This window comes from Allochromatium palmeri, from assembly GCF_009720725.1.
Classification (GTDB): domain Bacteria; phylum Pseudomonadota; class Gammaproteobacteria; order Chromatiales; family Chromatiaceae; genus Thermochromatium; species Thermochromatium palmeri.
Map to the genome: position 1 here is coordinate 1 of NZ_WNKT01000050.1, position 26,989 is coordinate 26,989.

Annotated in this window: 30 protein-coding genes, 1 tRNA gene, 1 other RNA gene, 1 pseudogene and 1 CRISPR repeat array; of the genes and pseudogenes, 7 read left to right on the forward strand and 26 right to left on the reverse strand. The window is 60.1% G+C overall.

The window, feature by feature from the left end:
• Window positions 1-87: 87 nt before the first annotated feature.
• Window positions 88-401: direct repeats of the CRISPR family, unit length 36 nt; unit sequence GTTCGCATTGAGACCCGCTTTTGAGGGGATTAAGAC.
• A gap of 75 nt (window positions 402-476) precedes the next feature.
• Window positions 477-782 carry an H-NS histone family protein gene (locus tag GJ668_RS16690; RefSeq protein ID WP_155451267.1) on the forward strand — a complete coding sequence of 102 codons (306 nt, stop codon included), beginning with the start codon at window positions 477-479 and terminating at the stop codon, window positions 780-782.
• On the opposite strand, the gene GJ668_RS16695 is transcribed toward GJ668_RS16690, so the two are convergent.
• Window positions 779-1,900 (reverse strand): conjugal transfer protein TraN, encoded by a 1,122-nt coding sequence (locus tag GJ668_RS16695; protein WP_246194959.1) that lies wholly within the window; start codon window positions 1,898-1,900, stop codon window positions 779-781. The two genes, GJ668_RS16690 and GJ668_RS16695, sit on opposite strands and share 4 nt — an antisense overlap.
• A gap of 177 nt (window positions 1,901-2,077) precedes the next feature.
• On the opposite strand from GJ668_RS16695, the gene GJ668_RS16700 reads away from it, so the two are divergent.
• The 3 genes from GJ668_RS16700 to GJ668_RS16710 all read left to right on the forward strand — a co-directional run bounded on the left by GJ668_RS16700 (window position 2,078) and on the right by GJ668_RS16710 (window position 3,520).
• Window positions 2,078-2,491 (forward strand): nucleotidyl transferase AbiEii/AbiGii toxin family protein, encoded by a 414-nt coding sequence (locus tag GJ668_RS16700; protein ID WP_222930804.1) that lies wholly within the window; start codon window positions 2,078-2,080, stop codon window positions 2,489-2,491.
• Window positions 2,492-2,590: 99 nt separating this feature from the next.
• On the forward strand, window positions 2,591-2,911 hold the full coding sequence (locus GJ668_RS16705; protein WP_155451269.1) for a hypothetical protein: 321 nt from the start codon (window positions 2,591-2,593) through the stop codon (window positions 2,909-2,911).
• A gap of 225 nt (window positions 2,912-3,136) precedes the next feature.
• The gene (locus GJ668_RS16710; RefSeq protein ID WP_155451270.1) at window positions 3,137-3,520 is read left to right on the forward strand and encodes a hypothetical protein; all 384 of its coding nucleotides are present in this window, start codon (window positions 3,137-3,139) and stop codon (window positions 3,518-3,520) included.
• 131 nt (window positions 3,521-3,651) lie between these two features.
• Here the strand turns inward: GJ668_RS16710 and bamC are convergent, their stop codons facing one another.
• The 25 genes and pseudogenes from bamC to tpiA form a co-directional block, all read right to left on the reverse strand.
• On the reverse strand, window positions 3,652-4,761 hold the full coding sequence (bamC, locus tag GJ668_RS16715) for an outer membrane protein assembly factor BamC (RefSeq protein WP_246194960.1): 1,110 nt from the start codon (window positions 4,759-4,761) through the stop codon (window positions 3,652-3,654).
• A gap of 134 nt (window positions 4,762-4,895) precedes the next feature.
• Window positions 4,896-5,771 (reverse strand): 4-hydroxy-tetrahydrodipicolinate synthase, encoded by an 876-nt coding sequence (gene dapA, locus GJ668_RS16720; protein ID WP_155451271.1) that lies wholly within the window; start codon window positions 5,769-5,771, stop codon window positions 4,896-4,898.
• An 86-nt stretch (window positions 5,772-5,857) separates the two neighbouring features.
• Complete coding sequence (gene nuoN / locus GJ668_RS16725; RefSeq protein WP_155451272.1) at window positions 5,858-7,294, reverse strand: NADH-quinone oxidoreductase subunit NuoN; 1,437 nt, start codon at window positions 7,292-7,294, stop codon at window positions 5,858-5,860.
• Between the two features lie 75 nt (window positions 7,295-7,369).
• Window positions 7,370-7,693: a type II toxin-antitoxin system HicB family antitoxin gene (locus GJ668_RS16730; protein ID WP_246194961.1), complete on the reverse strand. Its 324-nt coding sequence runs from the start codon at window positions 7,691-7,693 to the stop codon at window positions 7,370-7,372.
• 5 nt (window positions 7,694-7,698) lie between these two features.
• Window positions 7,699-7,953: a type II toxin-antitoxin system HicA family toxin gene (locus tag GJ668_RS16735; protein ID WP_155451274.1), complete on the reverse strand. Its 255-nt coding sequence runs from the start codon at window positions 7,951-7,953 to the stop codon at window positions 7,699-7,701.
• A gap of 274 nt (window positions 7,954-8,227) precedes the next feature.
• Window positions 8,228-8,389: pseudogene (locus tag GJ668_RS16740) on the reverse strand (type II toxin-antitoxin system HicB family antitoxin); the annotation flags it as partial.
• Window positions 8,390-8,884: 495 nt separating this feature from the next.
• On the reverse strand, window positions 8,885-9,178 hold the full coding sequence (locus GJ668_RS16745) for a DUF2442 domain-containing protein (RefSeq protein ID WP_155451275.1): 294 nt from the start codon (window positions 9,176-9,178) through the stop codon (window positions 8,885-8,887).
• A gap of 146 nt (window positions 9,179-9,324) precedes the next feature.
• Window positions 9,325-9,591: a DUF2442 domain-containing protein gene (locus GJ668_RS16750; protein ID WP_155451276.1), complete on the reverse strand. Its 267-nt coding sequence runs from the start codon at window positions 9,589-9,591 to the stop codon at window positions 9,325-9,327.
• The gene (locus GJ668_RS16755) at window positions 9,542-9,790 is read right to left on the reverse strand and encodes a DUF4160 domain-containing protein (RefSeq protein ID WP_155451294.1); all 249 of its coding nucleotides are present in this window, start codon (window positions 9,788-9,790) and stop codon (window positions 9,542-9,544) included. Before GJ668_RS16755 ends, GJ668_RS16750 begins: the two co-directional genes overlap by 50 nt.
• A 325-nt stretch (window positions 9,791-10,115) precedes the next feature.
• Window positions 10,116-11,690 carry an NADH-quinone oxidoreductase subunit M gene (locus GJ668_RS16760; RefSeq protein ID WP_155451277.1) on the reverse strand — a complete coding sequence of 525 codons (1,575 nt, stop codon included), beginning with the start codon at window positions 11,688-11,690 and terminating at the stop codon, window positions 10,116-10,118.
• Between the two features lie 23 nt (window positions 11,691-11,713).
• Window positions 11,714-13,720, reverse strand: a complete 2,007-nt coding sequence (gene nuoL / locus GJ668_RS16765) for an NADH-quinone oxidoreductase subunit L (RefSeq protein WP_155451278.1) — start codon at window positions 13,718-13,720, stop codon at window positions 11,714-11,716.
• 3 nt (window positions 13,721-13,723) lie between these two features.
• A complete protein-coding gene (gene nuoK, locus GJ668_RS16770) occupies window positions 13,724-14,029 on the reverse strand; it encodes an NADH-quinone oxidoreductase subunit NuoK (RefSeq protein WP_155451279.1) in 306 nt (101 codons plus the stop codon).
• Complete coding sequence (locus tag GJ668_RS16775; protein WP_155451280.1) at window positions 14,026-14,661, reverse strand: NADH-quinone oxidoreductase subunit J; 636 nt, start codon at window positions 14,659-14,661, stop codon at window positions 14,026-14,028. The genes nuoK and GJ668_RS16775 overlap by 4 nt, the downstream gene beginning before the upstream one ends.
• Before the next feature lie 15 nt (window positions 14,662-14,676).
• Window positions 14,677-15,168 (reverse strand): NADH-quinone oxidoreductase subunit NuoI, encoded by a 492-nt coding sequence (gene nuoI / locus GJ668_RS16780; RefSeq protein ID WP_155451281.1) that lies wholly within the window; start codon window positions 15,166-15,168, stop codon window positions 14,677-14,679.
• A gap of 14 nt (window positions 15,169-15,182) precedes the next feature.
• Window positions 15,183-16,217: an NADH-quinone oxidoreductase subunit NuoH gene (nuoH, locus tag GJ668_RS16785; protein ID WP_155451282.1), complete on the reverse strand. Its 1,035-nt coding sequence runs from the start codon at window positions 16,215-16,217 to the stop codon at window positions 15,183-15,185.
• A 6-nt stretch (window positions 16,218-16,223) separates the two neighbouring features.
• Window positions 16,224-18,629: an NADH-quinone oxidoreductase subunit NuoG gene (gene nuoG / locus GJ668_RS16790; RefSeq protein ID WP_155451283.1), complete on the reverse strand. Its 2,406-nt coding sequence runs from the start codon at window positions 18,627-18,629 to the stop codon at window positions 16,224-16,226.
• Between the two features lie 142 nt (window positions 18,630-18,771).
• The gene (gene nuoF / locus GJ668_RS16795) at window positions 18,772-20,055 is read right to left on the reverse strand and encodes an NADH-quinone oxidoreductase subunit NuoF (RefSeq protein ID WP_155451284.1); all 1,284 of its coding nucleotides are present in this window, start codon (window positions 20,053-20,055) and stop codon (window positions 18,772-18,774) included.
• Between the two features lie 5 nt (window positions 20,056-20,060).
• Entirely contained in the window at window positions 20,061-20,588 is a 528-nt protein-coding gene (locus GJ668_RS16800; RefSeq protein ID WP_155451285.1) for an NADH-quinone oxidoreductase subunit NuoE family protein, read from the reverse strand.
• Complete coding sequence (locus tag GJ668_RS16805; protein WP_155451286.1) at window positions 20,588-21,844, reverse strand: NADH-quinone oxidoreductase subunit D; 1,257 nt, start codon at window positions 21,842-21,844, stop codon at window positions 20,588-20,590. Before GJ668_RS16805 ends, GJ668_RS16800 begins: the two co-directional genes overlap by 1 nt.
• A complete protein-coding gene (locus GJ668_RS16810; RefSeq protein ID WP_155451287.1) occupies window positions 21,837-22,544 on the reverse strand; it encodes an NADH-quinone oxidoreductase subunit C in 708 nt (235 codons plus the stop codon). Before GJ668_RS16810 ends, GJ668_RS16805 begins: the two co-directional genes overlap by 8 nt.
• Before the next feature lie 15 nt (window positions 22,545-22,559).
• Complete coding sequence (locus tag GJ668_RS16815; RefSeq protein ID WP_155451288.1) at window positions 22,560-23,036, reverse strand: NuoB/complex I 20 kDa subunit family protein; 477 nt, start codon at window positions 23,034-23,036, stop codon at window positions 22,560-22,562.
• Window positions 23,027-23,383 (reverse strand): NADH-quinone oxidoreductase subunit A, encoded by a 357-nt coding sequence (locus GJ668_RS16820; protein WP_186343162.1) that lies wholly within the window; start codon window positions 23,381-23,383, stop codon window positions 23,027-23,029. Before GJ668_RS16820 ends, GJ668_RS16815 begins: the two co-directional genes overlap by 10 nt.
• A gap of 176 nt (window positions 23,384-23,559) precedes the next feature.
• Window positions 23,560-23,644: transfer RNA gene (locus GJ668_RS16825), tRNA-Leu, on the reverse strand.
• A gap of 11 nt (window positions 23,645-23,655) precedes the next feature.
• Complete coding sequence (gene secG, locus GJ668_RS16830) at window positions 23,656-24,102, reverse strand: preprotein translocase subunit SecG (RefSeq protein WP_155451289.1); 447 nt, start codon at window positions 24,100-24,102, stop codon at window positions 23,656-23,658.
• A 22-nt stretch (window positions 24,103-24,124) separates the two neighbouring features.
• A complete protein-coding gene (tpiA, locus tag GJ668_RS16835) occupies window positions 24,125-24,886 on the reverse strand; it encodes a triose-phosphate isomerase (protein ID WP_155451290.1) in 762 nt (253 codons plus the stop codon).
• A gap of 144 nt (window positions 24,887-25,030) precedes the next feature.
• Here tpiA and smpB point away from each other — a divergent pair, with 144 nt between their 5' ends.
• The 3 genes from smpB to GJ668_RS16850 all read left to right on the forward strand — a co-directional run bounded on the left by smpB (window position 25,031) and on the right by GJ668_RS16850 (window position 26,928).
• Window positions 25,031-25,510 (forward strand): SsrA-binding protein SmpB, encoded by a 480-nt coding sequence (gene smpB, locus GJ668_RS16840; protein ID WP_155451291.1) that lies wholly within the window; start codon window positions 25,031-25,033, stop codon window positions 25,508-25,510.
• Window positions 25,511-25,561: 51 nt separating this feature from the next.
• Window positions 25,562-25,919: a transfer-messenger RNA gene (gene ssrA / locus GJ668_RS16845) on the forward strand.
• Between the two features lie 208 nt (window positions 25,920-26,127).
• On the forward strand, window positions 26,128-26,928 hold the full coding sequence (locus GJ668_RS16850) for a hypothetical protein (RefSeq protein WP_155451292.1): 801 nt from the start codon (window positions 26,128-26,130) through the stop codon (window positions 26,926-26,928).
• The last annotated feature ends 61 nt before the right edge of the window (window positions 26,929-26,989 follow it).

Sequence of the window (26,989 nt, forward strand, 5' to 3'; positions counted from 1 at the left end):
TCTACAAACTTCATATCGTAGGCATTTGCACCCGGGTTTTAGGGTCATAAACCCATGCATCCAACGCCCCCCGCCTTCTGTACTTCTGTTCGCATTGAGACCCGCTTTTGAGGGGATTAAGACCTTCTAACCCTTTCTTACCATAGATAAGAAGGTTCGCATTGAGACCCGCTTTTGAGGGGATTAAGACAGAGATCGCTGCCCGCTCCATGACCCTGGACACCGTTCGCATTGAGACCCGCTTTTGAGGGGATTAAGACAAAAAAGCGAGGAGGGGGTCGATGGTGTGCTCGCGGTTCGCATTGAGACCCGCTTTTGAGGGGATTAAGACTGTGATGACAGTGTTCAACCGTGACGCCGTATATGTTCGCATTGAGACCCGCTTTTGAGAGGTTGGAAAGAAAAAAGAATCGTTGTCATTAAGTTTGCTTTGTGTTTTGATAGAGGCTCTCTGAAAACCGTTAACAGAAAAGGCCATGTCGACACAAGAAGAACTCCAAGAACTGCTTGAGCAAAAAAGACTGCTGGATGAGAAGATTGAAAATGCACGCAAAGCGGCACGCGGACAGGCCATCGAGCAAGCGTTGAGTCTGATCACAACTTTCAATCTGACGCCGGAAGACTTGTTCGCCAGCACGAAGAAAGGGAAAGCCAAGTCAAAAGCCCCACCGAAGTATCGCGATCCCGAGACCGGCAAGACCTGGACGGGTAAGGGGCCGACTCCGGGTTGGCTCAAGGACAAGAACAGGGACGACTATCTGATCGTCCAAGACGCGGCCTAACGCATCTGGCTATCGGCTGAAAGGCGGGAAGTCTCGCCATCCTGATCGAACGCCCGCTTGCCTATGCCGCGCTCGGACTCGGTGCGGCTCTGGCGATTCATCAATGGAGCACGATCCAGTCTGGGTCCGGCACGCATTCTCCCGCTGCGCTTCTGATCGCGGCTCTGTTCGGAGCCGTGGCGGTATTTCTCTGTGTCCGACTGGCCCAATCTGAGAGCGTGCAGCCGATGTTGGGGCGGCGCTTCTGGTGCTGCTCGCCTTCCTCTATCAGTGAGTGTCGTCAGATCCAGTCCGGTGGTGGTCAGGATCAAATCAGCGTCGGTGAGCATCGTCAGCCATTCGGAGAGATCCACCCGGCTCCAGTCGACCTCGGCCAGGGCCGCGACCGGGATCCCGGCGCAGTTGGGGTGCTTGGCGCGTCCATAGCCGCCGAGTCCGGCCGGTCCGCGCAGCTGCTCGTTCAGGATCCGCGACAGCGGCGAGCGCAGCGTCTCCCAGGCCCCGAAGGCGGGGTTGGACACGCCGGCCTTGACCAGTGACATGGTCACACTGTCGAGCTCGACGGTGCGCTCGATCCCGGTGATCTCCTGCGTGGTGCCGCAGTCATAGACCAACTGATCGACATAGCACACCCCGGAGCGCCCGGTGGCGGCCCCGGCGCACTGGCGGCTGACTTGGCGGCAGTTCGGATCGGCCTCAAGCGCCGCACAGTTGTCCAGATCGCCCGGATTGTCGGGACAGCGCTCCACCCCGTCGGGATCGTTCCAGCACTCCATCCGGCCCTGGTTGAAACTGGTACAGTCGAGCGCAACGCTGACCTGCATACAGGCCGCACCAATGCCGGAGAACGGCTCCCAGGGTTCGTGGCCCGTCTCCCCCCAATAGGGCGGCGCCACCAGCTCGCTGCCGCACAGCTCCCCGCCAGACACGGCGACACAGGCCACGTCGGGATTGGCGGTGCAGGTGGTGGTGCTGCGGCAGAAACCGTCCATCAGGCGGGTGTTGACCGTCTCCTGACAGGTGCTGGAGGCCCAGTCCCAGCGGCCGGCGCACGGCGGTCGTCCCGGTTCGAGACACTGTCTGGCGGGGCGCGAAAGGCGGACCAGGCCGCCTGACAACGGGCGATCAAGCTCGACATGCGGGCGCAAAGCAGCCTGGTCGCCGATGCACCTGAACTGGAATCCATCACCAGCAACAGCCGGCGCAGCAAGTTGTCGGACACATTGAAAGCGGCACTCACTCGGCATGTAATTGACGAGCTGGCGCCGGCATTGCATTTAGCGCTCGCTTAGGCGTTGCCCACGCAGACCCCCAGCATCGAGGTCAGTGATGACGCCGAGAAACTGTGGGTGTTCTACCCCAGCGCCGTAGAAAACACCGACAGCTACGTACGGCCGAGCATCCTGATCGAATTCGGCGGTCGCAACTCGACCTTGCCGCAAAGCACGCTGGCTATCACGCCGGATATTGCCGAACACGTCCCTGACCTGGCTTTGCCGATGGCACAGGTGTCGGTGTTATCGGCCGCGCGTACCTTTTGGGAGAAGGCGACGCTGATTCATGAGGAAAACAATCACATCTACATCAGTTCGACCTGGAGGCGATCACCCCAAGGATTCTTGCTCGACATGCCTTGGGCGACTGGGGCGATCTGGACGAGGAAGACTGCCAGGCCAACGACCTTCACCGTAATCCGTGATCCTGCTTGAAGTTAGCTTGAGACGCCGCAAGGTAGGCCGATGCATTGAAGCGATTTCCGGAAGTCAACTACCCCGCCCTGAACAGCGGGGTTTCTCGCGGAGGAAATGATGAAAAAATCCATTGTTAATTCGCTGCTTCTCGGTTCCCTGCTGCTTCCGCTGACGGCCTTCGCGGTCGATCCCGGTCTCGGCGTGGGCGCTCCAGGCCCCGGCGTGGCGCGCGGGGTCGGTGCACCGGGCGTCGGCGTGACGCCAGGAGTGGGCGTCGGCGCGCCCGGCGTGGGCGTAACGCCAGGTGTTGGGGTGGGCGCGCGGGGTGTGGGGGTCGCGCCCGGAGTTGGTGTCGGCGCGCCGGGTGTCGGTGTTGCACCCGGAGTGGGCGGGCCGATGAATCGCGGCGGTCCGGTTGATCGGGCCGGGCGGCGGTAGGGGCGATTTCAATCGTCCCTGCATAAACCGCCCCATGCTCAGCTGTGCCAAGGTAGCTGTTGCGTCCCGGCGCTTCCTGTATTTCAGCACCAAGGCGACAACCATGACAATCGCAAGCACAAGGCTTTTCCTCTCAGCTTGACTGAAATGGTGGTCGGCAGAGGCTATACTGACAGTAGTTACAGCGATCAACACGCCCAACGCTCGCGAAAGCCAGAGGTGTTTATGAGCGAAATCGGTTTACAAAGCAACTTGCCGCCGACAGGCGCGACGAAAGCCTACACGCCGCCGCGCGTTGGCTCCGAGTCTGACAGCACGACGGCCGCCTCCAACGTGTCCTCATCGACACCGGGTAGCGGTTCCACATCCATGCCACCGACGACACCGGTCGGCTCGAGCGGCGAAACAGTCTCGATTTCCTCAGGTGCCTATAGTTTGCAGCAAACCAACAACACGTCCACCGAAGCCGCCGGTTCCACGACTGGCAGTGGCATGAACTCCCAGGATGCGATGGCCCTGCTTCAGAGAGTCCAGAGTGCCAATCCGCAGAGCCTTTTTCAGGCGCAGGCCGGAATCGGCGCACAACAGGCTGGACTTCTCCTGGCTTGAGACTCCCCTGTCTCAGTCGAAGCTAAGTTATCGCTCCATGTGATCGCCTTCCTCGAAGACCCTAATCCTTGAGGACGCGGCCATCCAATTGACCAAAACAAAGCGCGGTCATTGCAACCGCGCTCTTTGGCTCAGCGCATCTGTTCCTGAATCAAGCCCAGGATACGCTGGCTGTTTGCACTGGCATCCGGCGTGCCATCGGCGTTGAGCACGGTCACGCGCGACTCGGTCTCGTTGCCGCTAACCTTGACCTGATACTGCTTGACGCTGTCGACATCGTCCTTGCGCCAGAAAGCCATGCGCGACATGAATCCGGGTTTCTTGCCATCACGGGGCGGACCACCATCCGGACCGCTTTGCCCCGCATAACGGACATAGTAGACACCCTGGGTCTGATTGCGGTCCTCGACGGCGAAGCCGGCGCGATCGAGCGCGGTTCCGGTCAGCCGCCACGCAGAGCGGAATTCCTGTGGAATCAGAATGACGGGCACACCGCTATCAGCAGCAAGACGCGAGTTGGAACCAACAGGCTGACCGGTGGTCGCGACTTCGCTCCCCGGACCGGCTGCTTTCGACTGGGAAGCGCCCAGATAGATCATGAGACGTCTTAGCATCTCGGCTTCTTTTTCGTTGTCAGAATCACTCGGCTCCCAGATGGTCCGACTGCTGTCGCCGATGCCGTCGGTGACCAGCCGCTCGGTCATGCCGCGATGGGTCATGCGGATGTCTGTGGTACCCGACTTGACGCCTTCTTCGATGCGCAGACTGTACTGATCGCGCGTCGAGGTCGAATAGATGCCCTCGGCAACCTTGCTCACCATGCGCGTGATGAAGTCCTTGCGGATCTCGGCACGGTTGTCGAGCCAGTCGGTGCGCATCACGCCGAGCGTCGGATTCTGCTCGGCCAGCAGGATGCCCTGCTCGCGCCAGAAGGCGATGAGCCGGGGCCAGACGGCCTGGGGCGTCGCCTGGACTTCGAGCCAGCGCTCGTTGCCTCGGCGCTTGAGTTCAACGTTCTGGATCTCGGGCAAGACATCACCACGGCTGGCGACCCGCTGGCGTTGCTCGCGCCCGCCCGCGTATTCGGAAAAGGTCGCCGGCCGGTTGCCAACTGGAATATCGAGCGCGTCATCGAAGCTGCCAGCCGTCAGATCCGGCGGGATCTCGAGATTCTCAGACGCCTCGCGCTGTTTCTTGTAGACGAGACGCTGATCGGGCAGGTTGTCCTGGATTTTGCTCATACTACAACCCGCCAACGCCAGCAGCGGCATGAGCATGGCGAGCGCCAAGACGCGCTTTAAACCTGGTCTCACGTTCAAGAACCTCTCAAGCTGAAATGCGGCCAGTCGGAATCGCGACGACCTGGTGGGATGCTTCAACACAGCCCGGCCTGGGTCATGGCCTGACGCACCCGTGCCTCGTGTTCCTCGGTCAGCCAGGTCAGCGGCAGACGAATCCCGCGCTGACACAGGCCCATTTCGGCGACGGCCCACTTGACCGGAATCGGGTTGGACTGGACGAAGAGATCGCGATGAAGGGCAACGAGCTGGGCGTCGATCGATTCGGCGCGCTGGCGATCGCCGGCGAGCGCGGCCTCGCACAGGGCCTGCATCAGGCGCGGTGCGACATTGGCCGTAACCGAGATGACGCCATCGCCGCCAAGCAGCATGAACTCACAGGCCGTGGCGTCGTCGCCACTGTAGAGCGCGAACTCGGATCCGCAGTCAGCCCGCAGACGTGCAACGCGCGCCAAATCGCCGGTAGCTTCCTTGAGTCCGATGATGTTGTCGACCTCGGCGAGCCGGGCGACGGTCTCAGGGAGCATGTCGCAGGCGGTGCGTCCGGGGACGTTGTAGAGAATCTGTGGGATGTCGACCGCCTCAGCGACGGCCTTGTGATGCAGATAGAGTCCCTGCTGGGTGGGCTTGTTGTAGTAGGGCGTGACCAGCAGCGCGGCATCGGCCCCGGCCTCGCGGGCGCAGCGCGTGAGCGTGATGGCCTCGCGGGTCGAATTGGCACCGGTACCGGCGATGACCGGGAGACGTCCGGCGGCGAACTCGACCGTGCGCCGGATGATGGCGCAGTGTTCATCCTCGTCGAGTGTGGCCGACTCGCCGGTCGTACCAACCGAGACGATGGCTGCCGTGCCCTGCGCGACATGGAAATCGACGAGTCGTTGCAGGCCCGCGTCGTCGATCTCCCCATCGGCGTCCATGGGCGTGACAAGTGCCACGATGCTGCCGCGAAACATGCTCCAACCCCGCTCAAACAATGCCTAAAAATAAGGCGACATAGTAGCTTGCGCGGGTTGTCGGAGACAACCGCCACCGACGGCGGCTAAAACGCCGCCTGACAGATCGTGAGCAATCCGGCCGGAAAGAGCCCAAGCGCCAGCAGCGCCAACCCGTTGAGCGTCATCGCAAACCGCACTCCGCCGCTCGTGACCAGTGCCGGCGCATCCTCGGCCGGTTTGTCGAAATAGATGAACTTGATCACCCGCAGATAGTAGAAGGCACCGATGATCGAGAAGAACACCGCGACCAGTGCCAGCCAGACCATATCGATGCGAACCACGGCCTCCAGCACCAGCAGTTTGGCCATGAAGCCGACCGTCGGCGGCACCCCGGCCATGGAGAACATGATCAGCGCCATCATGGCTGCATACCAGGCATCGCGGTCGTTCAGTCCCTTGAGATCTTCCAGCCGCTCGGCATCGAAGCCCTTGCGGCTCAGGATCAGCAGAATGCCGAACGCGCCTGCCGACATGATCGCGTAGACGATGGTGTAGAACATGGCGGCGGCATAACCCTGCTCGGAGCCGGCCAGCAGTCCCAGGAAGATGAAGCCGACATGCGAGATGGTCGAATAGGCGAGCATGCGCTTGATGTTGGACTGGGCGATGGCGACCAGATTACCCAGACCCATCGACAGCACGGCCAGGATGACCAGCATCCCCTGCCAGTCCGGGTGCAGGACGTGCAGACCATCGACCAGCATCCGCACTGCCAGCGCAAAGGCCGCGATCTTGGGCGCGCTGCTCAGGATCAGCACGGCCGGCGTCGGCCCACCCTCGTAGATGTCGGGCACCCACATATGGAAGGGCACGGCGCCGAACTTGAAGCCGATGCCGATCACCAGGAAGGCGATACCGAACACCAGTACCTTGTTCGACATCCCTTGCTCGGCGACTGCGGCGGCGACCGGTCCGAACTCGATTGAGCCGGTGGCGCCATAAATCATGGAAATGCCGTAGAGCAACATGCCCGAGCCGAGCGCGCCGAGCACGAAGTATTTCATCGCGGCCTCGGCGCCCTTGCTGGAGTCGCGGTCGAAGGCGACCAGGGCATAGAGGGCGAGCGCCTGGAGTTCGAGTCCCAGATAGAGGGTCAGGAAGCTGTTGGCCGAGACCATGATCAGCATCCCGAGTACGGCCAGCAGTCCGAGCACATAGAACTCGCCGACCAGCATTTCGCGATCCTGGAGCCAGGGGCGCGCATAGATGAAGGTCAGGATGCTGACGATGAGGATCGCGCCCCGCAGCAGGTCGGTCATGGCGTCGCGGATCAGGTTTCCGTCGAAGAACACCTGGGCCTCGCCGCCGCCGACGAGGCCGGTCAGCGCGATGGCGATCACCAGACCGAGCAGGGTCAGGCTGTGGTTGAGGCCCTTGTCCTGATCCTTGAGATAGAGATCCAGGATCAGCACCACGCTCGCGGTCACGAGGATGGCGATCTCGGGCAGGATGGGGAGTAGATTGGCGGTATCGAATGACATGGGCATTCCAACGTTTCAGTGAATCCGGACGGTGTTTTGAACCGCAAAGGCGCGAAGGCCATGAAGAATCTTGCTTCAAATATGCGCTGCTTTTTCTAAAACTTCAGACACCCATTGATTAATGCTTTTACCCTGGACTTGGGAAACAGCAGCAACCGCCGCATGAACCTCAGGATTGATACGAAGCATGAGGTCACCCGAATAAGGTTTTTGAGCCGGCCGGCCCGTTTCTTCGCTGATAGCCAAATAATTATCAACGGACTCATGAAAGGCGTTTTCCAACTCATCAACTGTTGAGCCGTGAAAGCCGACAATATCTTTGATACCTTCAAGATGTCCGACAAAAATACGATCTTCTTCATCGTATTCAATGCGAGCAATGTAGTCTTTGTATTTCATTATATTCATGGCGAGATACCTGCCTGAATCAGGAAAGATCTGGCATCTTTTACGCGATAGCGCAGTGCCTCTTTTTCCGGATGCGGTCTATGAAAATCAACGCGCACATCATTCAGGACAAAACTGACAGCGGAGCCTGCGCGTTCTGTGCGAACAGCACCAAGTGCGATAAATAACGCCTCAATCTTGCGCCATTCCAAATTGCCGTTTACCGGATCAGTGAAAATAATTTCAAGAGTTTTTCTGTGTTTGCTATTCATGACAAAATGATAGCGGAAACTGCTATCTATGCTGAGCTGACGCAGCAATAACAATTTTTACTGAGCATTTTCCTTAATGATTGGCGCCCATGGTGGAAACGTCTTTATGCCGCAGTTCGTTACGTATTCGGTTACAAATGCAAGTATGGACATTGGGACACTTGGATTTTACGTCGCGATGACGCGCTAAGATTGCGTGCCATGCTGGATAATTTTCTTTCTTCTCGCTAACGCCAGCCTCAGCCGCTGCGAGCGGTTGGGCTGGAGGCCATCGTTAGGCATACATTAGTTTTCCGCGAGGCTCTGGAATCGGACGTCCAATTTCTTGCGCGGTTTCGATCCATTCGCGGATGATTACTTCGGCGTTCTTGAGTGCCTCTTGGTAAGAAGAGCCGTCGGCTATACACCCTGGCAACTCCGGTACCTCGGCAAGATAGGCGCTATCCTCGGCGCTTCAATAGATAAGGATTTCATATTTCGGTTCCATGGCTTCTCTCAAAGTTTGTATTTTAGGATTACAGTTCGAACCTGCTTGACCTGATACGCTTTTGCCTTGGAACCGATTGGTTGTAAATTCAGAATTTATTCCACACCTTCTTTTGAGTAAATGTGGTGGTCACCTCGAACCCGTTCGACAAAGCCTAGTTTCAGCAGAAGCGAGCAAAGATCATTGAACGGAACGTTAGCGTCCGAAGTTCCGCGAAGAACTATGCTCAGTGTTTTCTCAGATTTACCCAATAAGTGCGTGACGGGAAGTCAGTGACTAACGAGCAGGTTAAACGGCTCCGCTGGCACGATTTTGCAGAAAGAGCAGTGGCCTGTCTGCGGGGGCGCTATTGAACCGCTTTTAGGCCAGGATTTACGCGATTCCTTTGTCACTGCATTCTACAGCAATCAGAAAGTCCGACCCTGGCACCTTTTCTGCTTCCCACTAAACAATATCGACATAGCCCCATTCTTTGAATTTCGCTTGCAGTTCAGGGTCGTCATTGAAAGCAAGATAAAATAAGTAGTCTGACGCCAAGTCGAACTCATCTGACCAAACAATCGTACCATGGTCTACCTTGAAGCAGGCAAACCGATCTTTATCCCTGAACTTAGTGAAAATCAATCGAGTGTCATTGAAAATTGTTTTTTCAAGATTGGCGATACCTGCTCGACCATTGTTAAACACGAGGTATACTTTATAATCACCCGCATATTTGGCATCGCAAATTTCCAACATAACTGTTGCGCCACGCTAGTCTGTTGACTCCGATTTTTAACCGCTTGTTCGGCAAGGCTTGCTGGTTATGTTGGGTTGCCAACAAAATCGGCAAACCAACCTACTCTGCTGGAAAACAATTCAACCCCGCCCCCTTTACCCCAAAGTTACGTGCTTCTTGACTTAAGCGGAAAACGTTCTGGATGCTTGATAATTTCTCTAGTCAAATCAACATCTAAATCAGGCCAATAAAAATGATCTGGCGATTGTTCTTCTACATTTACAATTGACTTGACCGCCACTTCTCTAAACCATGGAAAATCATCATATGACATGAACAATTCTTCTCCATGGGCGAACAGCCACACCCCATGCGTAGAAATATTAGTTACTTCCACTTCTGAAATACTGTTGCCATGCGCTAACAAGCTCATTGCAATAAACCTCAACGAGTGACTCTATTTCTTTCAATTGTTTTCTTGAATACTTATGGTTCCTAGCAAGCTCAATTTCAGGCTCAAGCCAAAATTTCGCTTCGCCATCGCCCGACACTACATGGACGTGCATCCTTTCCTCTTCTCTTGAGAAGAAGAAAAATCTATATGCATTTTCTTTGAATACTGTAGGACTCATTTCACCTGCTGCACATAACGCCAAACTCAGTCGAGCCGGTTGAGCGAAACCGGCTTCGACTGGAGTTCCGCGTTAGGCGATTTGGCTGATTCGATTTGTTGGGTGAAAATCAAATCGAACCTCCCCCTTTCCTCCTTAAAAAGTCTTGACGAGATTGTTCAAATGAGCAAAAGATGTAAGCCCTGCGGAAATGAGTGTTATAGGCTCAGACAAAAAATTAGCTCCCTACGCTGTGATATTTTTGTTGCCTAACAGTGCATTTAGATTGCAGCTCAGTTCTCGTGATCTAGACTGACTGCAATCTAAACACTGCGTAACAAGAACCTCAAGGCATGATCGAAGCCACCGTCTCCGGTCGTGCCAAAACACACTCCCCACGCTCCGCCTCAGGCAGCTTGCAGACGCCAACCTGCGCGACCAGGTTCTCAACCGTCACATGCATGACATTGACCAGCGGCGAGGGCCACAGCCCAAACAACAACACCACCGCCGCCAACGCCCCCAGATTGATCCGCTCACGCAAATCCAAATCCGCCAAAGCCGCGACCTTCTCGTTCTTGACCTCGCCGAAGACGACCCGCTTGACCATCCACAGCGTAAAGGCCGCAGCCAGAATCAGCGTCGTCGCCGCCAGCAACGCCCACCAGAAACTCGCCTTGAAGGTCGCCAGAATCACCATGAACTCGCCGACAAACCCCGAAGTCCCCGGCAATCCAGCATTCGCCATCGCAAAATAAACCATGAACGCCCCAAACCAGGGCATCGTATTGATCACACCGCCATAATCCGCAATCTCACGCGAATGGACCCGATCATAGAGCACCCCAACACACAGGAAGAGCGCCCCCGAGATGAACCCGTGCGAGATCATCTGCACCATGCCGCCCTCGATGCCCATCACCGCCCCACCCGTCACGCTCGGATTGAGCGCCAAGCTGAAGACGATGAAAAAGCCCAGCGTCACGAACCCCATGTGCGCAATCGACGAATAAGCAATCAGCTTCTTCATATCCTGCTGCACCAGCGCCACGAAACCGATATAAACGATCGCGATCAGTGACAGCGCAATGATGACCCAGGCCAGATCCGCGCTCGCATCCGGCGTGATCGGCAGCGAGAACCGCAGGAAACCATACCCGCCGATCTTGAGCATGATCGCCGCCAGAATCACCGAACCGCCGGTCGGAGCTTCAACATGCGCATCCGGCAACCAGGTATGCACCGGAAACATCGGCACCTTGACCGCAAACGCCAGGAAGAACGCAATGAAGATCAGCGTCTGCGCCGTCATCCCCAGTTCGAGCGCATGGAAATCCAGAATACTGAAACTGCCCGACTGGAAGTACATATAGATCAGCGCGACCAGCATGAACACCGACCCGAGGAAGGTGTAGATGAAGAACTTGATGGTCGCATAGACCCGGTTCGGCCCGCCCCAGACCCCGATGATAATGAACATCGGGATCAGCATCGCCTCCCAGAACACATAGAACAGCACCGCATCGAGCGCCGAGAACACACCGACCATGACGCCTTCCATGATCAGGAACGCGGCCATGTACTGGCTCGGCTTGTAGCTGATGACCTCCCAGCCGGCGATGATGACGAAGATGCTGATAAACGTCGTCAGCACGATCAGCGGCATCGACAGTCCATCGACGCCGAGGAAGTATTCAACGTTGAAGCTTGGAATCCAGGGCGAGCGTTCGACGAACTGCATCTCAGCCGTGGTCGAGTCGAAGCCGATCCACAGCCCCAGACTGACCACGAAGGTCAGCACCGCGAAGGCCAGCGCCGTCCATTTGGACAGCGTCTTTTCCTGATCGCCACTCGCCAGCACCACCAGACCGCCGATGATCGGCAGCCAGATGGTCAGCGTCAGCAGGGGGAAATCGTTCATGCCTAGTCTTCTCCCTTTCGGCGTCAGAGCGTCACGAAGACCGTCAACAGGCCAACCAGCCCGACGATCATCGCAATGGCGTAATGGTAGAGATACCCGGTCTGGAGCTGCCGGAAACGCAGAGCCAGACGCCCGACAGTGCGTGCCGAGCCGTTGACCATGGCACCATCGATGACGGTGCGATCACCCGTATTCCAGAGCGCGCGCCCCAGATCGCGACTGCCGCCGGCGAAAAAGCGCTGGTTGAAGTCGTCGAAGCCGTACTTGTCCTGAAGCACGCGCGTCACCGGACCGCCGAACACCTGGAGCAGTTCGTCGATACGCGGATTCCAGGCATGGAGCACCCACCACAGGAGCGCCGCCAGTGCCAGACCGGCCATCGCCAGATAGAAGGGCAAGGCGTGCGTCCCGTGCTCGACGAAGGCCGCCTGACCATGCCAGTGCTCGCGCAGATGGTGGAGCGTATCGTGCTCATGGGCGACGACGATCGGACTCCAGTCGCCCGTGGTCCACCAGTCGCCGATCAGCATCGGTTCGATGGCGTACCAACCGATGAAGACCGACGGAATGGCCAGCAGCACGAGTGGCACCGTCACCACCCAGGGCGACTCATGCAGATGATGCCGGGTGTGCTCGTCCATGCGCTCTTTGCCGTGGAAAACCAGGAAGTACATACGGAAGCTGTAAAGCGCGGTGACGAAGACGCCGACGGTCAGCAACACCGTCGCATAGCCCGAACCGAACAGCTCGGAGTGTCCAACCGCCTCGATGATGGCGTCCTTGGAGAAGAAGCCCGAAAAGCCGGGGAAGCCGATCAGCGCCAGTGAACCGACCAGGGCGGTGAGCCAGGTGATCGGCATGTACTTGCGCAGTCCGCCCATGTGGCTGATGTCCTGCTTGTGGTGCATGGCGATGATGACCGAACCGGCGGCGAGGAACAGCAACGCCTTGAAGAAAGCATGGGTCATCAGATGGAAGATGCCCGCCGCATAGGCCGAGGCCCCGAGCGCCGTGATCATGTAGCCGAGCTGCGACAGGGTCGAATAGGCGACCACGCGCTTGATGTCGTTCTGCACCAGACCGATCAGGCCCATGAAGAACGCCGTGCTCGCACCGACGATGAGGATGAAACTCAGCGCTGTCTCGGACAGCTCATAGAGCGGCGACATGCGCGCCACCATGAACACGCCCGCCGTGACCATGGTCGCGGCATGAATCAGGGCCGAAATTGGAGTCGGGCCTTCCATCGAGTCCGGCAGCCAGACATGCAGCGGCACCTGCGCCGATTTGCCCATGGCACCGATGAAGAGCAGGATGCCGATCAGCGTCATCAGCGACACACCGCCGAAGAGTGCGACCTGCATTTCGGCGTGCTCGGGTGCTTTGGCAAACACCTCGGCATAGTCCATGGAGCCAAAATACATGCCCACGGCGGCGATACCGAGAATGAAGCCAAAGTCGCCGACGCGATTGACCAGAAACGCCTTGAGATTGGCGAACACGGCACTCTCGCGCGTCGACCAGAAGCCGATCAAGAGGTACGACACCAGACCCACCGCCTCCCAGCCGAAGAACAACTGCATGAAGTTGTTCGACATCACCAGCATCAGCATCGAGAAGGTGAACAGCGAGATATAGCTGAAGAAGCGCTGATAGCTGTTCTTGCCCGAGAGCGCCCCGTGCGGCCAGTTGTGCTCGTCGTCGGCCATATAGCCGATGGTATAGATGTGCACCATGAGCGAGACAAAGGTCACGGTGGCCATCATCACGGCGGTCAGCTTGTCGACTAAGAAGCCGACCTCGAAGTGCATCCCGTCCGAGACCAGCCAGGTATAGACCGGGCCGTTGAAGACACTCGCCTCGCCCCAGATGAAGCGCGCCAGCACCCACAGCGACAGCGCCGCCGAAACGGCCACGCCGGCGATGGTCGCGCGATGCGCCCCACGGCGTCCGATCCGTCCGCCGAAGAAGCCGGCGACGATGGCGCCAATCAGCGGCGCGAGCACAATGGTCAGATAGACGTTTTCCATCGTTTAACCCTTGAGCGCGTCGAGATCCTCGACGTTGATGGTGCGGCGGTTGCGGAACAGCACCACCAGAATGGCCAGCCCGATGGCCGCCTCAGCGGCGGCAACCGTGAGGATGAAGAAGACGAAGACTTGCCCCGTCATATCGCCCAGGAAGTGCGAGAACGCAACGAAGTTCATGTTCACCGCGAGCAGCATCAGCTCGATGCACATCAACAGCAGGATCAGGTTCTTGCGGTTGAGGAAGATTCCGGCGACGGCGATGGCAAACAGCAACCCGCCGAGGATCAGATAGTCCGAAAGCGCGATCATTGGGTATCTCCCTTATCCACGGCGGCGGGCGCGACATCCTCAGCCGCCATCTTGACCAGCCGCACCCGATCCACGCCCTTGCGCACCCGCACCTGTTGTGCCGGATCGACCGCCTTGTTGTCGGGACGCCGACGCAGCGTGAGCCGGATGGCGGCGACGATGGCCAGCAGCAGGATGACCGCTGCGATCTCGACCGGATAGATGTAGACCGTATACAGCAGCAGCCCCAGTTCACGGGTATTGCTGACCTCGACCCCCAGCGGCTCAGGCTTGGGGAAGGCGTCCAGCCCAAAATTGCCCGGACCGACGATGAGCAGAATCTCGACCGCCATCACCGCCGCGACCAGACCGGCCAGCGGCAGATTCTGGACAAACCCGGCGCGGAGGGCCGCCAGATCCACATCGAGCATCATCACCACGAACAGGAACAGCACCATGACCGCGCCGACATAGACCAGGATCAGCACGATGCCAAGGAACTCAGCTTCAAGCAGCACCCAGAGCGCGGCACTGGTGACGAACGCCAGCACCAGAAACAGCACCGAGTGCACCGGGTTCTTGCGCGTGATGACCATCACCGACGCCCAGACCGTGATGAGCGCGAAGACATAAAAGAGAAATTTTTCAGCCATGAGGTGTCATCCCGCTCAACGATAGGGCGCATCGGCCGCGCGCGCGGCGGCGATCTCGGCTTCGTATTTGTCGCCGATTTCGAGCAGCTTGTCCTTGGTCATGATGTGCTCGCCGCGCGTCTCGAAGTGGTATTCATAGATACCGGTTTCGACGATCGAATCGACCGGACAGGACTCCTCGCAGAAGCCGCAATAGATGCACTTGAACAGATCGATCTCATAGCGCGTGGTGCGGCGCGAGCCGTCTTCGCGCGGTTCGCATTCGATGGTGATGGCCAGCGCCGGACACACGGCTTCGCACAGCTTGCAGGCGATGCAGCGTTCCTCGCCGTTGGGGTAGCGGCGCAGGGCATGGAGTCCACGGAAGCGCGGCGAGATCGGCGCTTTCTCCTCCGGATACTGGACAGTGAACTTGCGCTTGAAGAAGTACCGGCCCGTCACCGACAGCCCCTTGAAGAGCTCGGACAGGGTCAGACTGCGCAGATAGTCGCGGGCGGTTTGCAGCATCTCAGGTCTCCAGATCACGCCGACCACCAGGGCGGCAGCCGATAGACCACCGCGAGCGCCACGACCAGGATCCAGACGATCGTGATCGGAATAAAGACCTTCCAGCCCAGGCGCATGATCTGGTCGTAGCGGTAGCGCGGGAAGGTCGCCCGCAGCCACAGAAACAGGAACATGAAGAAGAAGGTCTTGAGCAGCAGCCAGTGGAAACCGTCGCCCAGGAGCCAGTTGGCCTCGATCCAGCCCGCCGGCAGCGGCGAGAGCCAACCGCCCAAGAACAGTAGTGCGGTCAGGGCCGAGATCAGCACCATGTTGGCGTACTCGGCGAGGAAGAAGACCGCGAAGGCCATGCCCGAATATTCGACATGGAAACCGGCGACGATCTCGGACTCACCCTCGGCGACGTCGAAGGGCGCGCGGTTGGTCTCAGCCACGCCCGAGATCAGATAGACCCCGAACAGCGGCAGCAGCGGTAGCCAGAACCAGGTGAAGAGGTTCCCCTGCTGGGCCATGACGATGTCGCCCAGATTGAGGCTGCCAGCGGCGACCAGCACTCCGACCAGGGCGAAGCCCATCGCGATCTCATAGGCCACCATCTGCGCCGCCGAGCGCAGAGCGCCGAGCAGGGCATATTTCGAGTTCGAGGCCCAGCCGGCGATGATGATGCCGTAGACCCCGAGCGAACTGAGCGCCAGGATGTAGAGCAGTCCGGCGTTGATGTCGGCCAGCACCAGCCCCTCGTCGAAGGGGAAGACCGCCCAGACCGCGAGCGCCGGGGCGATGGCGATCATGGGTGCGAGCAGGAAGAGCGTCTTGTCCGCCTTGGTGGGGATGACGATCTCCTTCATCAGCAGCTTGACCGCGTCGGCAATCGGCTGGAGCAAACCGCGCCAGCCGACCCGGTTGGGGCCGATGCGCACCTGCATGTAGCCGATGACCTTGCGCTCGGCATAGGTGTAGTAGGCCACCAGTCCGAGCAGCGGCAGGATGATGGCGGTGATCTTGAGCAGGATCTGGATCAAGACCGGCAGGCTGTTCCATAGTTCGATCATGACGCCTTATCCTCTCTCGCTGCGGGCCGCGCGGCTACTGAGACGTTCGAGTCCGACCGGACCCATCATGGCCCCCAGCCCTTCGCTGCCGGAGACGGCGGCAGGGATGAGCGCCGCGCCGACCGCGACTCGGGCATCCAGGAACAGATGGGTCTCAACCTGGACCTCGCCTTGGGTGAGGCGCACACAGTCGCCATCGACCAGCCCCAGCTCGGCGGCCTGATCCGGATGCAGCCGGACGGCGAACTCGGAGCCGGGCATCCGGGCGAGCGCCGGGGCGCGACGCACCAGCGGGTCGAGCGCGTAACAGAGCACGGCGCCGACGCGCGTCAAGCCGGACTCGGCGGTGAGCGTGGGGCCGGCGACGGCCTGAGTTGCGCGCGGTGTGTTGTCGGGCGTGGCCTCGGCGCAGAGCGCGGCCAGTTCCTCGCGGATCTCGGCCGTATCGCGGTACTCGAAGCCGGACAGATCAAGCAGGTTGCCCAGCACGCGCAGCACCTTCCAGCCCGGACGCGCCTCGCCCGGCGGGGCCACCGCGCCCTGGAACGACTGCCAGGCGCCGCTGGCGTTGACGAAGGTGCCGGAGGTCTCAGCAAAGGCACCGATCGGCAGCAGCACGTCGGCTGTCGCGCGTAGTGAAGGCGCATCGAAGGCCGAGCAGGCGACGACGAACTTGGCCTGTTCGCAGGCGGCCATGGCTCGGGCCGGGTCGATCAGATCGCGATCCGGCTCCAGACCCCAGAGCACCAGGGTGCCGAGCGGCTTGTCGAGCATGGCACCGACAGCCATTCCGGGCGTCTCGGCTGGATGCGCGCCGGGCAGGATCGCCGGATGTGCGCCCGCCAGATGGGCGCCGACGCTGTTGGCGGTGGCCGGCAGATAGCCGACGCGCGCGCCGGCGGCCTCAGCGATCACGCCCGCCAGCGCCTTGAGCAGACTGTAATCGGGATGGGCTTCAGCCAGCGCGCCTAGCAGTACCACGCCCTGCCCGTCCGCCTGTTTCAGCGCCTGAGCGAAGGCTTCATGCGCGTCGGTCGGTTCGCTCGCGCCGATCAGGTCGGCCAGCACGCCCGAGCCACGCGCGTCGAGCGCCTTGGCGATGGCCGCGAGATCGGAAGCCATCCGCGCCGGTGCGCTGAGGATCTGGGTCGAGCGATGATTGAGTTCCAGCTCCAGCGGATTGACGCCCAGCACCGCGGCGCCATCCACATCCAGTGCAGCCTGACGGATACGGTGCGCGAGCAGCGGCTGTTCCTGGCGGATGTGCGAGCCGATCAGCAGAATCGCGCGCTGTTGCGACAGTTCGGCGACCGGCAGTCCCAGCCAGGGGAACAGCGGATCGGCGGCATCGGCACGGAAATCCTGCTGGCGCAGACGATGGTCGATGTTGTCGCAACCTAAGCCCCGCGCGATCCGCGCCGCCAGATAGAGTTCTTCCAGCGTCGCATTGGGCGCCATCAGCCAGCCCATGTCGGCGCTGTCCGCCGCCTTGAGCTGCTCGGCGACATAGGTCAGGGCTTCGGTCCATTCGACCTGTTGCCACTCACCGTCGCGCTTGATCAGGGGCGCGGTCAGACGATCCGCGCCATTGAGACCGGCATAGCTGAAGCGGTCGCGATCTGAGATCCAGGTTTCGTTGACGGCTTCGTTGTCGTTGGGATGCACGCGCATCACCTGACCGCGCCGCACATGCAGCCGGACGTTGGAGCCGAGTCCATCGTGCGGGGCAATGCTGTCGCGTCCGGTCAGTTCCCAAGGCCGCGCGGTGAAACGATAGGGCTTAGAGGTCAGCGCCCCGACCGGACAGAGGTCGATGACGTTGCCCGCCAGCTCGTGCGTGACCGCATGGGCGATATAGGTACCGATGCGCATGTCTTCGCCGCGTCCGGTCGCGCCCAGCTCGCGCACACCGGCGATCTCGGCGCAGAAACGCACGCAGCGGGTGCAGTGGATGCAGCGCGTCATGTCGGTGGCGATCAGCGGACCCAGATCTTCGTCCAGCACCACGCGCTTGCGCTCGCTGAAGCGCGAGATGTCGCCGCCATAGCCCATGGCTACGTCCTGCAACTCGCACTCGCCGCCCTGATCGCAGATCGGGCAGTCGAGCGGATGGTTGATGAGCAGGAACTCCATGGTGGCGCGCTGGGCTTCGATCGCTTTAGGCGAGCGGGTCCAGACTTTCAGGCCCTCACCGACCGGTGTGGCACAGGCCGGTACCGGCTTGGGGAAGGGACGCCCCCCCTGCTCGGCCTCGACCAGGCACATCCGGCAGTTCGCCGCGATGGACAGCTTTTTGTGATAGCAGAACCGGGGGATCGAAATGCCCTCGCGATCGGCGACCGCGATGATCATCTCGCCCGGCGCCGCCTCGCAGACGCGGCCATCGATCTCGATGTTGATCTTGTCCGTCATGTAGGTCTCTCGATCGGCTTTCTTCAGACAGACACGCGGAATGCGCGCCCGGTGTCGGCCGTGGCGAACTTATCGGATTACAAACCAAGTCGGCGGACGCCAAGCCTGCGGGCGCCCGCGCTGGATCGACTGTCGAGCCGATTCAGGCCGCGAGACGGCGGCCGTGCTCGATCATGTACGCAAATTCGTGCCGGTAGTGCTTGAGGAAACTCTGCACCGGCATCGCCGCCGCATCGCCCAGCGCGCAGATGGTCTTGCCGCCGATGCGTCCGGCGACGCTATCAAGTAGCTCCAAGTCCTCGGGACGGCCTTGGCCGTCGAGGATGCGCTTGATGACCCGCGCCAGCCAGCCGGTGCCCTCGCGGCAGGGCGTGCACTGACCGCAGGACTCATGCATGTAGAAGTGCGACAGGTTGTAGAGCACCTTGACCATGCAGGTTCCCTCGGCGATCACGATGACTGCGCCCGAGCCGAGCATCGACCCGGCCTTGGCGATGGAGTCGTAATCCATATCGACCTCCATCATGATCTCGCCCGGCACCACGGGCACCGAGGAACCACCCGGAATCACCGCCTTCAGTTTACGCCCGTCCTTGACGCCCCCCGCCATCTCCAGCAACGCCCGGAACGGCGTCCCCAGCGGCACCTCGAAATTATTCGGCGCATTGACATGCCCCGACACCGAAAACAGCTTAGGCCCGCCATTGTTGGGCCGCCCTTGCTCCAGGAACCACTGCCCGCCCTGCTCCAGAATCACCGGAATTGAGGCCAGTGACTCCGTATTATTAATCGTCGTCGGTCGCCCATAGAGACCGCACTGCGCCGGAAACGGCGGCTTGTAACGCGGCTGGCCCTTCTTACCCTCGATGGACTCAAGCAGCGCCGTCTCCTCGCCGCAGATATAGGCTCCCGCGCCCATGTGCGCATAGAGATCAAAGTCGATCCCCGAACCCTGGATATCGCGCCCGAGCAAGCCGGCGGCATAGGCTTCGCGCACCGCATCCTCGAAGCGCGCGATCGGCTCGAAGAACTCACCGCGAATATAGTTGTAACCCGCCGTCGCACCGATGCAGTACCCGGCGATCGCCATGCCCTCGATCAACTGATGCGGGTTATAGCGCAGGATGTCGCGATCCTTGCAGGTACCCGGCTCGCCTTCATCGGAATTGCAGACGATGTACTTCTGCCCCGGTGCCGTGCGCGGCATGAAGCTCCACTTCAATCCGGTCGGAAAGCCTGCGCCGCCGCGCCCACGCAGCGCCGAGCGTTTAACTTCCTCGATCAAATCGGCCGGATCGGGACGCTCGCGCAGGATGCGTTCCCACTGCGCATAGCCGCCAAGATCGCGATAGGCCGCCAGCGTATGCCGGATGGCAACATCAAGGTGCTGATTACGGAAGCAAACGGTGTTCTGACGTTCAACCATACCCTTTACTCCAGCCCGTCGATCAGCCTGTCGAGCGACTCAGGCGTCAGCTTCTCGTGATAAACCTTGTCGAGCAGCACCGCCGGCGCATCGCGACAGGCTCCTAGACACTCGACTTCCTTGAGCGTAAAACGCCCATCGGCCGTAGTCTCGCCCACCTTGACGCCGTACTTATGCTCGACATGTTCGATGAGTTCCTCCGACCCATTGAGCAGGCACGAGATGCTGTTACAGACACAGACCTTGTGCCGACCCTGCGGCTCCAGATCGTACATGCCATAGAAGGTTGCAACCTCGTAGACCGAAACCGACGGCATGTCGAGATAGGCCGCCAGATCGTCCATCAGCTCGGTGGTCAACCAGCCGCCATTGGCATCCTGGAGAATCGACAGCGCCGGCATCACCGCCGACTGCTGCCACTCGGGCGGATACTTGGCGATGTGCGCGTCGATGGCCTCACGAATCTCAGGCGTGAACAGCTCGGACTTGTCCACATCATGCACGACGGCCTGGGGTGCGTTGCGAAAGCTCATCAGCGGTCGATCTCCCCGAACACGATATCCAGTGTACCGATGATGGCCACCACGTCGGCCAGCATGTGGCCTCTGGACATCTCATCGAGCGCGGCCAGATGCGGAAAACCGGGCGCGCGCACTTTCAGACGATAGGGCTTGTTGGCGCCATCAGAGACGATGTAACAGCCGAATTCGCCCTTGGGCGCTTCGACAGCAGCATAGACTTCGCCCGACGGTGTGCAGTAGCCCTCGGTGAAGAGTTTGAAGTGATGGATCAAGGCTTCCATGTTCTCCTTGACCTCGGCGCGCTTGGGCGGCACCACCTTGTGATCCTCAATCGACACCGGCCCCGGATTGGCGCGCAGCCAGTCGACACACTGGCGGATGATGCGGTTGGACTGGCGCATCTCTTCCATACGCACCAGATAGCGATCATAGCAGTCGCCATTCACGCCGACCGGGATGTCGAAATCGACCTGATGATAGGCGGCATAGGGCTGCTTCTTGCGCAGATCCCACTCGATACCCGAACCGCGCACCATGGGTCCGGTGAAGCCGAGCTGCAATGCACGCTCAGGCGAAACGATGCCGATATCGACCGTGCGCTGCTTCCAGATGCGGTTGTCGGTGAGCAGGGTCTCGTACTCGTCGACATGACCGGGGAAGCGCTCGGTAAAGTCCTGGATGAAGTCGAGCAGCGAGCCATCGCGGGCGCTGTTGCGCTGAGCAATTTCGCGCGCGCTGTGCCACTTGGACTTGCCCTCGTAGCGCGGCATCTGCTCCGGCAGGTCGCGATGCACGCCGCCCGGACGGTAGTAGGTCGCGTGCAGACGCGCGCCCGACACCGCCTCATAGCAGTCCATGAGATCTTCGCGCTCACGGAAGCAGTAGAGGAAGACGCTCATGGCGCCGATATCGAGCGCGTGCGCGCCGAGCCACATCAGGTGGTTCAGGATGCGGGTAATTTCGTCAAACAGCGTGCGGATGTACTGCGCCCGCTCGGGTGCCTGGATGCCGAGCAGCTTCTCGATGGCACGGACATAGCCATGCTCATTGCACATCATGGACACATAGTCCAGACGGTCCATGTAACCGATGGACTGGTTGTACGGCTTGTATTCGGCGAGCTTTTCGGTACCGCGATGCAGGAGGCCGATGTGCGGATCGGCGCGTTCGATGACCTCGCCGTCCATCTCCAGCACCAGACGCAGCACGCCGTGCGCGGACGGATGCTGGGGGCCGAAGTTCAGGGTGTAGTTGCGGATCTCAGGCATGACGGGCTTCCTCGCCGGGACCGACGTGACGGCTGTCCTCGCGGATCACCCTGGGTACCAGCACGCGCGGCTCGATGGAGACCGGCTCGTAGACGACGCGCTTCTGCTCCGGGTCGTAACGCATCTCGACCTGACCGCTGAGCGGAAAGTCCTTGCGAAACGGATGGCCGACGAAGCCGTAATCGGTGAGGATGCGACGCAGATCCGGGTGTCCGCGAAACAGAATGCCGTAAAGATCGAAGGCTTCGCGCTCGAACCAGTTGGCCGCCGACCACACCGGGATCAGCGAATCAACGATGGGCGCCGACGCCGCGACATGCGTGCGCAGACGCAACCGATGGTTGTGCGCAAGCGAGAGTAGATGGACCACGACCGCAAAGCGCTTGGGATCGTCGGCCTCGACCTGGAGTTCGCGATCGACGCCACGCCCGAAGCCTGTGCTCGATGCCTCGTCGGTCTCCCACTCCGAATTCCCGTAGGCGGAGTAATCGACGCCACAGAGATCGATCAGTTGCTCGAAGCGGAACGCGTCGTGGTCGCGCAGCGTCCGGGCCACGTCGAGCAGGTGCTCGGCGGGTAGGATCAGGGTCAGCTCGCCGAATTCGTCGATCAGCTCGAATTCCGACTCAGCGAAGTGCGCGCGAATGGACGCGGCGAGTGCGTCCACCCTGGCGGTGCGGGTCAGGATGTGTGTCACCATGATCTCTGAAAGAACTCAGCGGGCGATGGTATTGGTGCGGCGGATTTTGTCCTGGAGCTGCAGGATGCCGTAGAGCAGCGCCTCCGCCGTCGGTGGACAACCGGGGACATAGACGTCCACCGGCACGATGCGGTCGCAGCCGCGCACCACCGAATAGGAATAGTGATAGTAGCCGCCACCATTGGCGCAGGAACCCATGGAGATGACCCAGCGCGGCTCGGCCATCTGGTCATAAACCTTGCGCAAAGCAGGCGCCATTTTGTTGACCAGGGTGCCGGCCACGATCATCACATCGGACTGACGCGGACTCGGGCGAAAAATGATGCCGAAGCGGTCTAGGTCATAGCGCGCGGCACCCGCGTGCATCATCTCGATGGCGCAGCAGGCAAGGCCAAACGTCATGGGCCAGAGCGAGCCGGTACGCGCCCAGTTGATCAGCTTGTCGGCCGTCGTAGTAACGACACCCTCTTCAAGCAAGCCTTCTATTCCCATTCCAGGGCCCCCTTCTTCCACTCATAAACGAAGCCAACGACCAGGATCCCGAGAAACACGACCATGGCCCAGAAGGCGAAGAGGCCCAGCTCACCGAGCGCAACGGCCCAGGGAAAGAGGAACGCGATCTCCAGATCGAAGATGATGAACAGAATGGCGACCAGATAGTACCGGACGTCGAATTTCAGTCGGGCGCTCTCGAACGCCTCGAAGCCGCATTCGTAAGGGGAGTCCTTCTCGCTGTCGGGTCGCCGTGGTCCAAGCAGGTAGCCAAGCACCAGCGGACCTACGCCAACCAGAATCCCGACCAGGATGAAGATCAGGATCGGCAGATAGTTGTCGAGCACGCTGTCCCCTCTCTGTCTTTTTCTAATACTCGCGGCGGAGTCGGGAGTCTAGTGCAGGGGTTGGCGCGATGTCAACCCGAGCATCAATTCAAATTATTTGGTTTTTCAAACTGTTAGACAATTGTCAATGCACAAAGAAAAACGGCATACCGCGCGGACGGTATGCCGTTTGTTGTTGGTGCCGACGGCCAGACTCGAACTGGCACGGCTTGCGCCACTACCCCCTCAAGATAGCGTGTCTACCAATTTCACCACGTCGGCTAAAACTGAAATCATTGTTCGTCAGCGCCCTGCGCCTCATCGCTTGCCTGACCCGGAGCGCTCTCAATGGGCGCAACCGGAACATCGACGCTCACAGGCACATCAGACGTCGAACCTGAACCGGGAACAGCCGGCACATCCGAACTCGTCGGGCTTGGCACGGATTCAATCGGAACACTCGGGACGATGACATCATCTATTGTATCCATCAACCCGACCGGTTCGCTAGCCTGAGTTGCGTAATAGGCCAAGGCCATGCTCGTCAGGAAGAACAGCGTCGCGATGATTGCCGTGAATCGCGTCAAAAATGAACCCGACCCCTGGGCGCCGAAAACCGTCGCCGAGGCACCGCTGCCGAAGGCTGCGCCAGCATCCGCGCCTTTGCCATGCTGGATCAGCACCAAGCCGATTAGACCCAGCGACAAAAAGACTTGGAGGACTGTCAGAATCGTTTGCATGCGCTACTCAATAAAGGGCGTATTAAGCCGCCGCGTCTCCAGCCTGGCAGATCGCCAGAAAATCTTCAGCTACCAGCGAGGCACCGCCGATCAGGCCGCCATCGATATCGGCCATCGCCAGCAGCTCGGCCGCGTTCGACGGCTTCATGCTGCCGCCGTAAAGAACCCGCACCTTTTCGGCGATCGCGGCATCATGCTCAGCGATACGAGCGCGAATGAAAGCGTGAACGTCTTGCGCCTGCTCGGGCGTGGCCGTCTTGCCGGTTCCGATCGCCCAGACCGGCTCGTAAGCGATTTCGATCTGGCCGAACGACTCGATGCCGTTCGCGCCAATGATCGCATCGATCTGCGAAGCGATCACGGTTTCCATGAAGCCCTGCTCGCGCTGTTCGAGTGTTTCGCCAACGCAGAGAATGGGCGTCATGCCGGCGGATGCGACCATCGTCAGCTTCTTGGCGACGATGGCGTCGGTCTCGCCATAGTATTCGCGACGCTCGGAATGCCCACAGATGACATAGCGGCACCCGAATTCGTTCAGCATCCCAGCCGAGGTCTCGCCTGTATAGGCGCCACTCGCCTCGGTGCAGACGTTCTGCGCTCCGAGCCTGACCGGGCTGCCAGACAGCATGCGCTGCCCAAGCTCCAGAAAGACGAAGGGGACACAAACCGCGATATCGGTCTTTGCAATCCCACTTGAACCTTTGAGGACACCCTGGATCAGCGATTCGGCGCTGGCTCGGGTGCCATTCATCTTCCAGTTACCGGCGATCAGAGGCTGGCGCATAACGGTACGGCTCCATGCTTTGCTCAAACTGGCCACTTGAAGCGAGCCGGCGATTATAGACACTTTTGCGCGTTCCGCAAGCCCCCTGTGAGCACGAAATCGCGAGGCTTAATCCGGGGCGTGCTTTCGGCTACACTCGCGCGCATGGCAAAAGGTAACAAGAAAACATCCGACGGCAGCTCGACCATCGCCCTCAACAAGAAGGCCGGGCACGACTATTTCATCGAGCAGCGTCTTGAGTGCGGACTCGTACTCGAAGGCTGGGAGGTCAAAAGCCTGCGCGCCGGGCGCGTGCAGCTCAAGGAGAGCTATGTCAAAATCCTCCACGCCGAGGCGTTCCTCATCGGCGCGCACATCTCGGCGCTGGCGACCGCCTCGACTCACATCAATCCGGACCCGACCCGCAGCCGCAAGCTGCTGCTCAAGCGCTCGGAACTCAACCGGCTGATCGGACTGACCGAGCGCTCGGGCTACACCCTGATTCCGACCGCCCTGTACTGGAAGCGCGGACGCGCCAAGCTCGAGGTCGGTCTAGCCAAGGGCAAGAAGCAGCACGACAAGCGCGCCACCGAGCGCGACCGCGACTGGCAGCGCGAGAAGGAGCGCATCTTCAAGACCGGCTGAACGGGCTTGCGGCGGAACCAAAGCTTCTCTATATTGACCAACTTCTCACCTGGGGGCGACATGGCTTCGACGTGGGTCGCAAAACCTGAGGTGCATGCCGAGGTGCGGGATACCTCGTAAAACTATCCGCAAACCAATAGTTGCCAACGACGACAACTACGCTCTCGCTGCTTAATCCCAGCGGGCCTCAGACCGCTGCCTGCCTATGGACGGCGGATTCCTGGGGTAAAAACACATAGGATCGTGGTGACGGGCGTCCGGACCTGAACCACTAAAACCTAACGGAATCGCTGACTGATCGCCCTGCCCCTTGGGCGGCGGAAGGCTAAAAACAATAAAGCGGGCTAAGCATGTAGGACCAATGGCAGAGGGCTTGCGGACGCGGGTTCGATTCCCGCCGCCTCCACCAACAAATCGTCCACGGACGTCCACGAACCCGCTTAAGTGCGGGTTTTTCATGCCTATATTATGTCCACATGGGGGCATGTCCATCCATTGACATCCACCATAGCTGGGGGCAACATCGGGGGCAAGCGACCCGCGACTACATGGAGTTGCCCCCATGCCCACCAAGCCGCTCTCCGACACCGCTGTCCGCAACAAACCTCCATGCCCCCTTGATCGTCACGGCGATTTCCCATCCATTCAGGCAACGTGATACGCGCAACCGGACCATTGCCATCGAGATCGAAGTACTGCGGGGCGGGTTCAAGCGACGTACCGATGCCACGGACGAGATCGACCAAGCGATCGGGCAGATCCGGGGTGCCGTGCTGTTCTTCGTGAGTACCTACCTGCGCTATCGTGCTGCAATCTTGGCCTCGGAGAAGATCCCGCACCGCATGGTCGACTGGGCTGTGGCCGGAGAAGCGATCATCCGCGAACTGGGGCTGGCACCCGGCAAGTTCTTCGGTCAGATCGAACGCAAGCAGCGCGACGATGCCAGTGATTACCTGGAGGGCCATCTCGTCGGGGCCGCGCTACTGCGTGCGCTCCAGCATTGGGCCACTCAGGCGGAAGAGACCGAAGACCCACCGGACAGCGCCAAACTCCAAGACCCCGGATGGGCGGCGGCGCAAAACGCCCAAGGCGAGCTGACCCTCATCGCCACGCCGACCGCGATCCAGAAGGAGCTGGTGCAGCGCGCACTCACAAGTATCACCAACCTGCCCAGCACGCCTCCAGATCAGCGCCGCGCGCTGTACCGGCCTCGATTACTCGCTGACGCCGCCAGCATCCCGGTGCGAGATCTTCCCGCGGTCGCCGCCCTTGCGGGTTGGGAGCGGGCCGAACGCTGGCTCATCGGCGCGGATGGACGACGCAAGCGCCGGACCTACTACGCCCCGCCTGGAACCCAAGTGCCCGACTCATTTCCGCGTGGCCGGCCTCAGACAACCGTCTATAAGTACTTTCATTAAAAAAATTAAACAGATGAAAACGCAATTTTATATTCAGATCCATAACCATCAATAATTTCAC

Excerpts from the sequence above, each read along its gene's own strand:
- nuoN (WP_155451272.1), bottom strand. The coding sequence starts at position 7,294 with ATGTCATTCGATACCGCCAATCTACTCCCCATCCTGCCCGAGATCGCC.
- GJ668_RS16800 (WP_155451285.1), bottom strand. The coding sequence starts at position 20,588 with ATGAGCTTTCGCAACGCACCCCAGGCCGTCGTGCATGATGTGGACAAG.
- secG (WP_155451289.1), bottom strand. The coding sequence starts at position 24,102 with ATGCAAACGATTCTGACAGTCCTCCAAGTCTTTTTGTCGCTGGGTCTA.
- GJ668_RS16760 (WP_155451277.1), bottom strand. The coding sequence starts at position 11,690 with ATGAACGATTTCCCCCTGCTGACGCTGACCATCTGGCTGCCGATCATC.
- bamC (WP_246194960.1), bottom strand. The coding sequence starts at position 4,761 with ATGAGCAAAATCCAGGACAACCTGCCCGATCAGCGTCTCGTCTACAAG.
- GJ668_RS16755 (WP_155451294.1), bottom strand. The coding sequence starts at position 9,790 with ATGAGTCCTACAGTATTCAAAGAAAATGCATATAGATTTTTCTTCTTC.
- nuoH (WP_155451282.1), bottom strand. The coding sequence starts at position 16,217 with ATGATCGAACTATGGAACAGCCTGCCGGTCTTGATCCAGATCCTGCTC.
- smpB (WP_155451291.1), top strand. The coding sequence starts at position 25,031 with ATGGCAAAAGGTAACAAGAAAACATCCGACGGCAGCTCGACCATCGCC.
- GJ668_RS16730 (WP_246194961.1), bottom strand. The coding sequence starts at position 7,693 with ATGAAATACAAAGACTACATTGCTCGCATTGAATACGATGAAGAAGAT.
- GJ668_RS16710 (WP_155451270.1), top strand. The coding sequence starts at position 3,137 with ATGAGCGAAATCGGTTTACAAAGCAACTTGCCGCCGACAGGCGCGACG.
- dapA (WP_155451271.1), bottom strand. The coding sequence starts at position 5,771 with ATGTTTCGCGGCAGCATCGTGGCACTTGTCACGCCCATGGACGCCGAT.
- nuoI (WP_155451281.1), bottom strand. The coding sequence starts at position 15,168 with ATGCTGCAAACCGCCCGCGACTATCTGCGCAGTCTGACCCTGTCCGAG.
- GJ668_RS16735 (WP_155451274.1), bottom strand. The coding sequence starts at position 7,953 with ATGAATAGCAAACACAGAAAAACTCTTGAAATTATTTTCACTGATCCG.
- GJ668_RS16705 (WP_155451269.1), top strand. The coding sequence starts at position 2,591 with ATGAAAAAATCCATTGTTAATTCGCTGCTTCTCGGTTCCCTGCTGCTT.
- GJ668_RS16815 (WP_155451288.1), bottom strand. The coding sequence starts at position 23,036 with ATGGGAATAGAAGGCTTGCTTGAAGAGGGTGTCGTTACTACGACGGCC.
- nuoK (WP_155451279.1), bottom strand. The coding sequence starts at position 14,029 with ATGATCGCGCTTTCGGACTATCTGATCCTCGGCGGGTTGCTGTTTGCC.
- GJ668_RS16745 (WP_155451275.1), bottom strand. The coding sequence starts at position 9,178 with ATGTTGGAAATTTGCGATGCCAAATATGCGGGTGATTATAAAGTATAC.
- GJ668_RS16775 (WP_155451280.1), bottom strand. The coding sequence starts at position 14,661 with ATGGCTGAAAAATTTCTCTTTTATGTCTTCGCGCTCATCACGGTCTGG.
- nuoF (WP_155451284.1), bottom strand. The coding sequence starts at position 20,055 with ATGGTTGAACGTCAGAACACCGTTTGCTTCCGTAATCAGCACCTTGAT.
- GJ668_RS16690 (WP_155451267.1), top strand. The coding sequence starts at position 477 with ATGTCGACACAAGAAGAACTCCAAGAACTGCTTGAGCAAAAAAGACTG.
- GJ668_RS16750 (WP_155451276.1), bottom strand. The coding sequence starts at position 9,591 with ATGAGCTTGTTAGCGCATGGCAACAGTATTTCAGAAGTGGAAGTAACT.
- GJ668_RS16810 (WP_155451287.1), bottom strand. The coding sequence starts at position 22,544 with ATGGTGACACACATCCTGACCCGCACCGCCAGGGTGGACGCACTCGCC.
- GJ668_RS16805 (WP_155451286.1), bottom strand. The coding sequence starts at position 21,844 with ATGCCTGAGATCCGCAACTACACCCTGAACTTCGGCCCCCAGCATCCG.
- nuoG (WP_155451283.1), bottom strand. The coding sequence starts at position 18,629 with ATGACGGACAAGATCAACATCGAGATCGATGGCCGCGTCTGCGAGGCG.
- tpiA (WP_155451290.1), bottom strand. The coding sequence starts at position 24,886 with ATGCGCCAGCCTCTGATCGCCGGTAACTGGAAGATGAATGGCACCCGA.
- nuoL (WP_155451278.1), bottom strand. The coding sequence starts at position 13,720 with ATGGAAAACGTCTATCTGACCATTGTGCTCGCGCCGCTGATTGGCGCC.